12 protein-coding genes and 1 pseudogene are annotated in these 12,082 nt (G+C 29.9%); 4 read left to right on the top strand and 9 right to left on the bottom strand.

The annotated features are described in order from the left end of the window. The first annotated feature begins 90 nt into the window (after window positions 1–90). Genes H9M94_RS00440 through H9M94_RS00430 form a run of 3 tightly spaced genes read left to right on the top strand, consistent with a single transcriptional unit; the run spans window position 91 to window position 1,436 of the window. A complete protein-coding gene (locus H9M94_RS00440; protein WP_187469639.1) occupies window positions 91–579 on the top strand; it encodes a hypothetical protein in 489 nt (162 codons plus the stop codon). Further along, complete coding sequence (locus tag H9M94_RS00435) at window positions 569–1,075, top strand: DUF4231 domain-containing protein (RefSeq protein WP_187469638.1); 507 nt, start codon at window positions 569–571, stop codon at window positions 1,073–1,075. Before H9M94_RS00440 ends, H9M94_RS00435 begins: the two co-directional genes overlap by 11 nt. Continuing rightward, window positions 1,056–1,436: a hypothetical protein gene (locus H9M94_RS00430; RefSeq protein WP_187469637.1), complete on the top strand. Its 381-nt coding sequence runs from the start codon at window positions 1,056–1,058 to the stop codon at window positions 1,434–1,436. The genes H9M94_RS00435 and H9M94_RS00430 overlap by 20 nt, the downstream gene beginning before the upstream one ends. Window positions 1,437–1,504: 68 nt before the next feature. On the opposite strand, the gene H9M94_RS00425 is transcribed toward H9M94_RS00430, so the two are convergent. From H9M94_RS00425 to H9M94_RS00385, 9 genes and pseudogenes are all read right to left on the bottom strand, one after another. Beyond that, entirely contained in the window at window positions 1,505–1,951 is a 447-nt protein-coding gene (locus tag H9M94_RS00425) for a F0F1 ATP synthase subunit epsilon (protein WP_187469636.1), read from the bottom strand. 176 nt (window positions 1,952–2,127) lie between these two features. Continuing rightward, window positions 2,128–3,525 (bottom strand): annotated as a pseudogene (atpD, locus tag H9M94_RS00420) (F0F1 ATP synthase subunit beta); the annotation flags it as partial. Window positions 3,526–3,542: 17 nt separating this feature from the next. After that, window positions 3,543–4,397, bottom strand: a complete 855-nt coding sequence (atpG, locus tag H9M94_RS00415) for an ATP synthase F1 subunit gamma (RefSeq protein WP_187469634.1) — start codon at window positions 4,395–4,397, stop codon at window positions 3,543–3,545. 2 nt (window positions 4,398–4,399) lie between these two features. Beyond that, window positions 4,400–6,025, bottom strand: coding sequence for a F0F1 ATP synthase subunit alpha (gene atpA / locus H9M94_RS00410; protein WP_187469633.1), 1,626 nt, complete (start codon window positions 6,023–6,025; stop codon window positions 4,400–4,402). 1 nt (window position 6,026) lies between these two features. Next, window positions 6,027–6,584 (bottom strand): ATP synthase F1 subunit delta, encoded by a 558-nt coding sequence (gene atpH, locus H9M94_RS00405; RefSeq protein WP_187469632.1) that lies wholly within the window; start codon window positions 6,582–6,584, stop codon window positions 6,027–6,029. A 3-nt stretch (window positions 6,585–6,587) separates the two neighbouring features. Beyond that, complete coding sequence (gene atpF, locus H9M94_RS00400; RefSeq protein WP_187469631.1) at window positions 6,588–7,178, bottom strand: F0F1 ATP synthase subunit B; 591 nt, start codon at window positions 7,176–7,178, stop codon at window positions 6,588–6,590. 25 nt (window positions 7,179–7,203) lie between these two features. Beyond that, window positions 7,204–7,551: an ATP synthase F0 subunit C gene (atpE, locus tag H9M94_RS03605; RefSeq protein ID WP_255483464.1), complete on the bottom strand. Its 348-nt coding sequence runs from the start codon at window positions 7,549–7,551 to the stop codon at window positions 7,204–7,206. A 51-nt stretch (window positions 7,552–7,602) separates the two neighbouring features. Then, window positions 7,603–8,475, bottom strand: a complete 873-nt coding sequence (locus H9M94_RS00390; protein ID WP_187469630.1) for a F0F1 ATP synthase subunit A — start codon at window positions 8,473–8,475, stop codon at window positions 7,603–7,605. Between the two features lie 18 nt (window positions 8,476–8,493). Further along, entirely contained in the window at window positions 8,494–8,952 is a 459-nt protein-coding gene (locus tag H9M94_RS00385; RefSeq protein ID WP_187469629.1) for a hypothetical protein, read from the bottom strand. 205 nt (window positions 8,953–9,157) lie between these two features. Between H9M94_RS00385 and H9M94_RS00380 the strand changes: the two genes are divergently transcribed. Then, window positions 9,158–11,623: a UU173 family protein gene (locus H9M94_RS00380; protein ID WP_187469628.1), complete on the top strand. Its 2,466-nt coding sequence runs from the start codon at window positions 9,158–9,160 to the stop codon at window positions 11,621–11,623. Window positions 11,624–12,082: the final 459 nt, after the last annotated feature.

The raw sequence follows: 12,082 nt of genomic DNA, 5'->3' as shown, positions 1-12,082 counted from the left end.
CGCTTTTCAATCAAATTTAACAATGATAATATGTGCAAAATTCATTATTTATCATCGATATGATGCTTATGAAAGTTATAAAATAAAAATATGGATAAAATATTTAAATTTCTTCAACATAAAATCAAGGTAGATGAACGTAAATTTCTAACATATAGAATTTTAGATTGATTATTTTCAATAATAATTGGTATTTTAAATATATCTACTATTTCTCTTGCTATCTATACGTTAGTGGAATTAATAAATTACAGAGATAATAATACAATACAAGATAGCAAACCTTTTTATGCTTCATTTTACATGCTTATAACTCTTGTAATACTAATCATTACATCATTTACATTAACAATCACGCTTGCTATATATAAGCAAAACACTCGACAAAGCGATTACCGTAGAATTTACAATACTTTAAAGTACATTCAAAATAAACACGATGCTAAACAAATCAATGATGAAACATTCGAACAATTTGTTGATCGTTTATGACAACGTGCTAGCGTAAAAAATAAATTGATTATTAAAGACATAATAACCGAACACTTTACAAGCAAAGGTGATCATCATGCAAGATAACAAATTACTTAATCAAATCAAGAAAATTTACAAAGATAATAAACGCTTATACTATCTTTATTTAAGTCTTTACTATTTCTTAAACTTACTTACAATTTTTGCAGCTTTTATAATTGGTGTAGTTGCTGTTTACTATCTTGCTGGTAGCAATAAATACGAAGTTAGAAAAACAAATAATCCTTGATTTAATCATGTTTTAGTTGGTGTTGGTTTTTATCCAATTTTGATAACAACAATAAACTCATTCATCGGTTTTATTAGTGGTGTTTTATCTTTCTTTGTAGTTAATAAAAAATACCAAGCCAAAAAATTAGCTATTCAAAAAATTAAACTAGAAATCATTATGTTTGAATCTGATTTATCAATATACAAAAACATCAATGACATAGATAAAAAAGTGTTTGCTTTATATGAAAGAGTTCTAGGTATTTTACAATATGACAAATTAAATAAAGAACAATTATTTGGAGTTGAAAATGAAACAAGAGAAAACTAAAGAACTTACATTGCAACAAAAGCAAGAAAAAATAAGATGAAAGTACATTAGAAGTACATCGTTATTTGTTTTCCTAAACATCTTTTCAATGTTTGTTGCATCTCTCACGGTTGTTTTAACCTTGTTCTCAGTGCGTTACAACTCTGGTGATAACTTCATTATGTCATTATTCATCACAATTGCAGTAATAAACGTAAGCGCTACATTATTTGTCTCATTGCAATCATTCTTTAATATCACAGATAAAAAAGGTAAGATTCTAAATAACATTGAAACTAATAAAGAATTACTTGAAGAATTAAAGAACAAAAATGACCTTACACAAGATGATTTAGATAATATCATTGCAACATTTGAATAGTTGAAATTACAATCCTTTGTGGTTGTAATTTTTATATACAAAAAAACAGTCTTTCGACTGTTTAAATATTATTTATTAAAGTTATTGTATGCATCAATTTTGAAAAGAGTTTTCTTGAGTTTTGATTCAAGTTTTAAACGTTTAACTTGATCATTGTGAGATGCTTCTTCAATTTGTTTGATGATCATATCACGCTCGCGTAAAGCTCTTTGAAGATCAATGTTTTTAACATTGATAATATTATCAGTTAAAATATTGATTTTTTTGCTGTCTGCATAAATGAGACCACCACCAATATAGCATTTAACTGTATCTGGTTTATTATCTCAACCAATAGTTAAATTCCCAACTTCAATATTTGTAAATAAAGGAGTACGCCCGCTTTGTAAACCGATGTAACCTAAAGCAGTTTTAACGGTTACAATATCAGTATAACCTTGGTAGAAAATACCTGTTGGAGCGGTAATAGTTAACAATACTTGGTTTTGAACACCTTTTTGATTGTTATTTGCCATTATTCACCATCTTCATCAAGATTGCTATTTGGAGTATTAATTGATGATGATTCATCATCTGTTGTTTCGTTTGAAACAACTTCATCATTTGTTTCATTATTTGTAATTTCTTCAGAAGTGTTTTCATCTTGTGCTTCATCAGATTCTTTTTGATCTTCAACTATTATTCCATTATTTTCTTGTTTAAGTTTGTTATATCTATCAATAACATCGTTAATGCTTCCAGCATATCTAAAGATATCTTCTGGATATTCATCTAAGTCACCTGAAAGAATAACTTTGAAACTACGGATAGTTTCATCTAATGGAACATATTGTCCTTTAATACCTGAGAATTTTTCAGCAACGTGGAATGGTTGTGATAAGAAGTTTCTAATTCTACGTGCACGTGCAACGATTCTTTTATCTTCTTCTGAAAGTTCTCCCATACCAAGAATAGCAATAATATCTTGTAATTCTTTGAATCTTTGTAAGATAGCAACTACTTCTTGTGCTACGTCGTAGTGCTCTTGACCAACAACAAGTGGGTCAAGTAATCTTGATGATGAGTTAAGTGGGTCAATAGCAGGGTAAATACCTAAAGCTGCAATATTACGGTCAAGAACCGTTTTAGCATCAAGGTGTGTGAATGTTGTAGCAGGAGCAGGGTCAGTTAAGTCATCAGCAGGAACATAAACTGCTTGAACTGATGTGATTGATCCTCTACGTGTTGATGTAATTCTTTCTTGTAATGCTCCCATTTCTGTAGCAAGTGTTGGTTGGTATCCAACAGCAGATGGCATACGCCCTAATAAGGCAGAAACCTCTGAACCAGCTTGTGTGAAACGGAAGATATTATCGATGAATAAAAGCACATCTTGATTTTGTTTGTCTCTGAAATATTCAGCCATTGTAAGACCACTTAATGCAACACGCATACGTGCTCCAGGTGGTTCGTTCATTTGACCAAATACAAGTGCTGTTTTATCTAAAACTCCAGCAGCTTTCATTTCGTAGTAAAGGTCATTTCCTTCACGTGTTCTTTCTCCAACTCCAGCGAATACTGAAAGTCCTGAGTGAACTGTAGCAATGTTGTTAATTAACTCTTGAACAAGAACTGTTTTACCAACTCCAGCCCCACCGAATAATCCGATTTTTCCCCCTTTAGCATATGGGATAAGTAAATCGATAACTTTGATACCTGTTTCTAAAATTTCTGATGATGTTTTTTGTTCTTCATATGAAGGACTTGGTGCGTGAATTGGGTTTGTTTCACATCCTTCTGGTCTTGTTCCACCATCAATTGGGTTTCCTAAAACATCGAACATTCTTCCTAAAACTGCATTTCCAACTGGTACAGAGATTGGTGCTCCTGTATCTTCAACTTTCATACCTCTTTGAAGTCCGTTTGTTGAAACCATTGAAATAGTTCTAGCTGTATCATCACCGATGTGTTGTGCGACTTCGAATGTGTAAATATCACCTTCGAATTCTAACGTTAAAGCGTTGTTTAAGCGAGGGAGTTTGCCTTCGTCAAATCTAACGTCGACAACTGGTCCAACTATTTGTACTATAGTACCTTGATTTTTAACCATTTATACCTCCTTTAAAATTATGTTGCATCTGCACCTGCCACAATTTCAGTGATTTCTTGAGTAATATTACTTTGACGACGTCTATTAAATTCAAGACGTAATTCTTTTTGTAAATCATCTGCATTATTTGTGGCATTTTCCATAGCATTTCTTCTTGAAGCCATTTCAGAAATTTTTGAAGTAGTACCTAAACAATACACCATACTTGCTAAATAAAGTGGAATAGAGTTTTTAAGTACAACTTCTGAATTTGGTTCAAACTCAATTGTTTGAGCGCCATTTTGTTCTGAACTCTCTTGAATATCAAAAGGGAATAATTTCTTTTGAACTGCTTCTTGATTAATATTGTTAATAAATTCTGTATAGTAAAGATAAACGTTTGCAATCTCTTTTTGATTGTAAAGACTTAATGCTTTTTTACCGATAACACTACCTAAGTGGTAAGTAATTGTTTCACCAATGTCAGTGTGTTTTTGGATGATTTGATCAATATAACCAGCACCTTGTAATAAGGTGTAACCTTTTGTTCCAACAACAATAATTTTGTCATTTGGTTTTAATTGTGATTTAACTAATTTGATTACGTTATGGTTGTAAGAACCACATAATCCAAGATCACTACTAATAACAATGTGTAGGTTAGATTTAACATCTGTGTTTTTAGGGAAAATAGCATAAAAATCCTTTGGTGATGCATGCTTGAATAATTCATCAAATGTATCTGTTAAAGTTGCTAAATAAGCATTTACTGATTGGTATTCAGTACGTAGCTTACGTAATTTAGCAGTTGATACAAGTTGCATAGCATTTGTGATTTTACGCGTATTCCCAATAACATTAATTCTGTTTTTTAAACTATTTAAATTTGCCATAATTATTTTTCGTTTGTTGTGCTAGAAAATCCTAGTTGTTCACTTACTTCTTTAACAATATGATCATATTTGCTTGGAACAGGTTTGTGTGCTTTTGGATCGTAGTCAGGAATTGTTACAACAATGTCCATAACGATTTTAATAAGTGCTTTAACGATTTTTGCATAGTTTTCATCAGATAATTGACCTGTTGTGTGAATATCTGAGTAGATAGCAATACCTTCAGGGTCTTTTTTGATGTAACTTAATACAGTATCACGGTATTCGTGAATGTATTCTTTTGGTAATGGGTTAATAAGTCTTTCTTTAACTCCGACAAGAATAATAACTTGTGCAGCTTGTGAAATAGCAAAGTATTGTTCTTGTTTAAGTAATTCGTAAACTTTTGCTCCGTGTTCAAGAATTGTTTTTGTTGAATCATCAAGATCTGATCCGAATTGTGCAAAGGCTTGCATTTCATTAAATTGTGCAAGTTCAAGCTTTAATGAACCAACAACTTTTTTCATTGCTTTTGTTTGCACTGCTGAACCAACACGAGAAACACTGAATCCAACATCAACAGCTGGACGTTGTCCTGAGTTGAATAAAGCTTCTTTCGTGAAGATTTGTCCATCAGTAATCGAAATAACATTTGTAGGAATATAAGCTGAAATATCACCTTGTTGTGTTTCGATGATTGGTAAGGCAGTTACTGATCCCCCACCATAATTTTTGTTAAGTCTTGCAGCTCTTTCTAATAATTGTGAGTGTAAATAGAATACATCTCCAGGGTATGCTTCACGACCAGGTGGACGACGTAATAATAATGATAATGTTCTATATGCAACAGCATGTTTTGAAAGATCATCATACACGATTAAAACATCTTTACCTTGTGACATTCAATATTCAGCAATTGTTACCCCTGTATATGGTGCTATATATTGTTGTGGCGCAAGTTCACTAGCTCCTGCAACAACGATTGTTGTATATTCTAAAGCACCAAATTCATTAAGTTTATTAACGATTTGAGCAACAGTTGAGTTCTTTTGTCCGATTGCAACATAAACACATTTAACATTTTTATCTTTTTGGTTAATAATTGTGTCAATTGCAATAGCTGTTTTCCCTGTTTGACGGTCACCAATGATTAATTCACGTTGTCCTTTACCAATTGGAATCATGGTGTCAATAGCAACAATACCAGTTTCAAGTGGTTGGTTAACTTCTTCACGTGTAATAACCCCAGGCGCAACTTTAAAGATTTCAGATTTTTTAGTTGTATTAATGTGACCTTTACCATCGATTGGTTGACCTAAAGCATCAACAACACGTCCAAGTAATGCATCACCAACATTAACAGAGATAACTTCACCAGTTCTTCTTACTGTATCACCTTCAGATACTGAGTTTGCATCACCAAAAAGAGCGATCCCAACAGTTTCTTCTTCAAGGTTTAATGCAAGTCCGTAAACACCGTTTTCAAAGATAACAATCTCTGAGTTACGAACTTTTTGAAGTCCTGATACAACAGCAATACCATCTCCAATAGAAATAACTTGTCCAATTTCTGAACGGTCAATAGTTTTACCCATATTTTCAATTCTATCTTTGATAATCGCAGAAATATCATCTAATCTGATAGCCATTCTATAACACCTCCTTTTCTTTTTCTTTTTTAATTATTGAATTTTTAATTTTTGTTAAGTCATTTAAAATATTCATTTCAAGAACTTCTGTTTTTGAAACAATTTTAATTCCACCAATTAATGATGGATCAACTTCATTTTTAAGCACTACACGTCTACGTGTAACACTTTGAATTTTTTCACGAATAAGATCCATTTCAGCATCTGAAATAGGAAATGCAGAAACAACTTTGGCAAAACGAATTCTTAATTCATTATTTGAAAGTTTTAAGTATTCAATAATGATCTTTTTAATTGCTGGTGCCATACGTCTTTGAACTATTACTTTAAGTGTATTAATAACAATTCAGTGCATACCACCAAATGCATCATCAATTGATTTAAGTCTTTCTTCTTCATCAATTGAATCATTTTTAAAGTAGTCAATGAATTCTGGGTGTTTATCAAAAACTTCTTTAACTAATTCAAATTGTGCTTGTGTTGCTTCGAACATATCTTGTTCTTTAACTAAATCGTAAATAGCAACAGCATAAGCAGAAATGTTACGTTTAATATACATAAACTATATTTCCTTTGGTGTTGTTTCTGATTTTAAGAATTGTTCAATGATTTCAGATTGTGTTTGTGGTGTAATTTCTCTCTTAAGAATTTCTTCTGCTAATTGAGTTGCTACAGTCACAATATATTCTTTAGATTTAAGATCAAATTCTCTTTGTTGTGAAGCAATATCTTGTGTAGTTTCTTCTAACATACGTTTAGATTCTGCTTTTGCTTTTTCTGTAAAATTATGTGCAACTTCTCCAGCTGCAATTTTTGCTTTTGTTACTATGATGTCTGCTTGTTTATGCGCATCTTTTAATTTGTCATTTGCTTCATTCAATCTAACAAGACTTTGTTCTTTATTAGTAATTGATTCATCTATGTTGCTTTGAATGAAATCATGGCGACGTTTCATCATCGCTTTTACTGGTTTATAGAAAAAATAAACAAGAATAGCAATTGTAATACCAAATGCAATCAATGTTGCAATCATTAATGGTATCGATGGTGTTAAAGCTTTAAATTTTTCAAGAACACCTTGTCCTGCAGTTTGTTCTGCAGAATCAATAGCATCTGTTCCTTTTTCTAATAATTTAGTAATTACTTCTGTCATAATGGTTTTATTATGTTGTTAATGGTTATATTTTTAATAATAATAATAACGCAATCATGAAAGCATAAATAGCAGCTGTTTCAGCAATACCAGCACCAATAATTAACATAGTACGGATTTTGTTTTCTGCTTCAGGATTTCTACCAACAGCTTCTGCAGCTTTACCAGCAGCATAACCTTGTCCAACCCCTGTACCAAGAACACCGATAGCAGCAAGTCCAGCACCAACAGCAAGAAGCCCCATTGATAATGAATCGCTGTTCCCTTGTGTTGCTTGTGTTGTTTCTGTTGTTTGTGTTGCAACATCTTTTGTTTTCTCAACAGCACCAGCAACCGCTGTTCCAGCTTCTTCTAATAATTTAGTAATAATCATGATATCCTCCTAATTATTTTTTAATAATTTGATAAATCTCAAATCGAGATTTTAATATGTGTCATGCGCAACTTTAAGTTTTTGCGCTTTTTTAAACCATCTTCTTTGTTTAACTTTTGCAACTTCTGCATTGTCGTTGTCGGCAGGTAAAATTGCTTCTTCATTTGATGATTCAACAGTTCAATAAACAAGTGTTAATAATGTAAATAAGTAGGCTTGTAATGTTGAACCGAATAAGTCAAAGTACATATGTAAAGCAGGTGAGAAAAACACTGCTAAAAAATATCATCTATGAAGTTCTACTTGTCCATTTTCTCCAGTCACCGTTCCAATTCCAGGTATTAAAGTTCATACTCAACCGAAAACAGAGTAGAAAAGAAATAGAACCGTTGCACCCCCAATGATATTTCCATAGATACGGAAACTTAATGAAACCAAAGGAGAGAATTTACCAACAATTTCAAGTGGATTGATGAAAACTTTTAAGTATCTTCAACGGTGATAAATTGCACCCGAGATTAAAATTCCCAATCAGCTCATTAAAGCAAGAGTTAATGGCACGGAATAAGATGTTACTATTGGTTCAAAACCAAGCATTCCGATCAAGTTACCTATAAAAATAAAGGTACCAAGACCAAAAATGTAAAGTCTAGATTTTTGAATTCTCTCACCACCAGTAGTTTCATCGAATGTATTATCGAATACACCTACATAAGCTTCAGCAATTAATGCAACACCTTTTGGTGCTTCATTTGGTTTGACTCTTGAAACTTTAACATACACTATCATGCTAATTACAAGAACAATTAATACAGTTACTAACAATGAAAGTAATTGTGGCTGGTTTCAGTTTTCTATATATTTTCCTATACCTGAAACTTCTTGAGAGTTATCTTCTGCTAGTTTTGTAACAAATTCTGTCATTCAATAAGCCTCCTTTCCTTAAAGTTTTTTATCAACTCAACTCCTTTTAATAATTTCGTGAACTATTAAAGTTAGGAATCCAATTGATATGCCCCCCACCATTCCAAAAATGTTAATTGGTTTATTAAAAACATCACTGAAATGATAGTTATTAGGATTGTCTAAATACATTTTGTTTATAGCGTAAGTTGAAAAAATAACTGCAGCTAATAAACCAAAATATAATGCTGATTTCAAAATAAATATTGCATACAATTTAGTTTTCTTACTTCTTAAAACGAAGTAAGAAATTAACCAATTTAATTTAAAAAAAACATAAATTAAAAGACTTCCTATTGCAAATCCAAGAAAAATTCCATAGTTAATAAACGATAAACTCGCTAAAATGGCTCCAATAATAAAAAATATGATTAAAAATATCCAATCATATTGAGCACTATATGTTAGCCTTCTGAACTTCTCTTTTATGGAATGCATAACTTTATTTTATACCTTTTTATTTTTTTGCAATGGTTTGTTTTTTATTTTTTTAATATATTAAAAAATAAAAGAATTTTTTATAATCAAAAAACATTAAATGTGGGAAAAGTAGTTTTTATAGGTGGTTAAATTTAGTCTGATTTTTCTATTATCTGATTAAATATATTAAAATTATGTTACATATAAACGAGGTGCAAGATTAATGGCAAAACAAGTAATTATTAAATGAAATATTTTCAAGAAAATTTTCTACAACAATCCAGCTTTTATTTTCAACACAGATAACTTTACAGACAAAATTGTTGAAAAAGAATATAACGACTATTGAGGTTTTTCTCCTGAAGATCACCGTAATATGGCTGAGGAATTAGATGAAGAAGATGATAGATCTGATACTATTGATAAAATTTCTGAAGCACTTGCGGTTCATGATATAAACTTTGATATCTTTGAAGACCAAGTAGAACTTAAATTAAGTGCTAAACCAACTCATATGATTAATTTTGAAAACATTAGTAATGAGTACATCAACATCAGAATTGATTCATATGTTAAGTTCAAACAAGACGCATTAAATTGATACATTAAACACTATAACACAGACTTAAAAAGAATTATGTATGTGCGTCAAAATGAAAATTATGAAGCAAAAGTATCAAAAACACTTGATGCATTACAAGATCCTGAAATTGACCTTATTATCAATCCAACTTTTAACTTTATCGAAAATGTAGATGACTTAGATCTTGATTTCAGAACAGACGGTTTAGTATTTGATAAACGTTTTAAAAAATTAGTAAATTTAGAATATGTTTCGCGTGTAAAACCGCAAAATTACTACAAATTTTATTACACATTTCAAGTCTTAAAGAACTGTGACGTTGAGGTAAATGATTTTAGTGTTATCATTATTGATCCAATTTCATCAACACTTAAAACAGTTAAAAAAGATGAAATTAAATTCTTTGAATCATTTGCAGCAAACCCATTAAAATCAATTAGTTTATCAACAAATAAAAAAATTCCAGATGAAATTAAATTACTTGAATACATCATGAAAAAAACCGGGGATATTTCGCTTTCATATAATGGTTCATTTGATGTTAATGGAAACTTTAGATTTATCAACGTTGCTAAACTAAGAATTATTCCAAATGACGGAATTGTAATTGACAAAGAAAAAATCGATTTAGTTAGTCATGATAAATATGATATTAAAACAAATTCATACAGTGAAATACTTACTAGATTTTTACCATTTACACCTAAAACACAAGAGTTTAAGATAATTCAACTCAAACCTTTTAATCACTACATTAAAATTCTTGCAAAAGCTTACAGAGAATTTAATAATGAATTACAATGAAATTATCATGCCATAAAATATTTCTTCAACATTCCAAATGACTATGATGAAACAAAAGTAGATACATGATTAACAAACAAAATACATTATCGTGATGAAATTAATGGTGATATCACATTGCCAACAAGTTTTTCAAGTCAAGAAAAAATGATCCTTTTAAACTATCTCATAGGTGCAAAATATGATTATTACTCTGCAAAAGCAGTGGGTACAAAAAACATGAAAAACCTTAAAAATATTGTTTCAAGAGTTTCACAACTTAAAAAGGATATTAATTTTATTAATATTGAATCATTAAACATCATTAAAGATATTCATCGTAAAGATGCACGTATTTGTTGATATGACTATGAAGGATTTATGGGAATTTATCCTATCATAGACAATGTCCCTTCCTATAACCAAGTTGTAAACCAAGTTTCAGTGATCGTAACACAAAACGGACAACAAACTCATGCCGAGAATATTGTTATTGACACTAAAGATATCAAACTCATTGAAATGGTTAAAATGCTAATTAAAATTTATGCAGATAATGCAGATTATTATGTTGTTTATAACAAAACATATGAAAATTCTAGAAATAGAGAGATTTTAGAATTGGCACGTAAAAAACTTTACAATCAACCTACTACTCAAGATGATTTTGATTTTATTGCTGAATATGAAGAAATATTTAATTCAAAAGAAATCTTTGCACTTGAAAATATTGTTCTACACATCAATAACAACACAATTGACCTTGCTGATTGTTTTAAAAGTTATTCGACAATTTCACTTTCAAACTTAATCGGAAACATTAATTTAAGTGATTACGTTTTCTTTAAAAAAGATGAGACTACAAATCAAATTATTTCTTATGAACCTTTTGAAGACACTGAAGATTTTGTAAATCATTCAGTTGCTTCAACATCAAACTTAATAAACATTGACTACTTAATGAGATTTTATAGCATTAAAAAAATAGAAAAATTTATCACTCACGAACAAATTCAACTTAAAACATTAATCACTCCATATACTGAATTAGAAATTCAAAAAGGTACTATGGCAATGCAAAAAGCTATGGAACGTAATGCGGGCACAATTGGTGATACATTATGAAATGAAAATATAGTTCCATCATTAAAACTTTATTGTGAAAATGATGTTAGAGCTATGATTATGGTTTATGAATGTATTATGTTTTTAGTTAGATTAAAACACACAAATATTGATGATTTTGAGTACAAAATTCAAGCAAAAGAATTTAAATATTACATCAATGATCATGGTGATTTAGATGTTAAAATTTTCAACTAAAAAACAACGTAAAAATGCAGTGAAAATCACTGTGTTTTTTAAAAAGAAAATATATACAAATCAACATCATTTTTTTAAAAATATGTGGTAATTTTCCACAAATTACAAAATAATACCTTAGAAACAATGATAAGTTGAAAAAATATTATTACAAAAAATATCTATACCACTACCTTATAGTGTTAAAAGTTTTTATTTGTTTGTAGAAAAATATGATATGAAAGAGATGAAAATAAAATATTTTTCATAAATTTTTGTGCAGTTTTGACGTTTATATCTAGAAAATAGATGAATAAATTTTTTTGATTTTTCAGTGTGAAAATTTCTCATAAAAAAACGTATTTTTTCCTTTGTTTTTTTAATTACTATTTATATAATAAATTTAACACCAATTTTAAAAAAGCAGCATTAGAATTGGTTTTCAAATATCATGTTATAAAAACTTAATTTCTTATTAAG

Origin of the sequence: Mycoplasma sp. Pen4 (genome assembly GCF_014352955.1) — a bacterium.
GTDB lineage: Bacteria > Bacillota_I > Bacilli_A > Mycoplasmatales > Metamycoplasmataceae > Mycoplasmopsis.
Note: the sequence above shows the minus strand (reverse complement) of the source record. Positions and strands in the feature narration are given on the sequence as shown.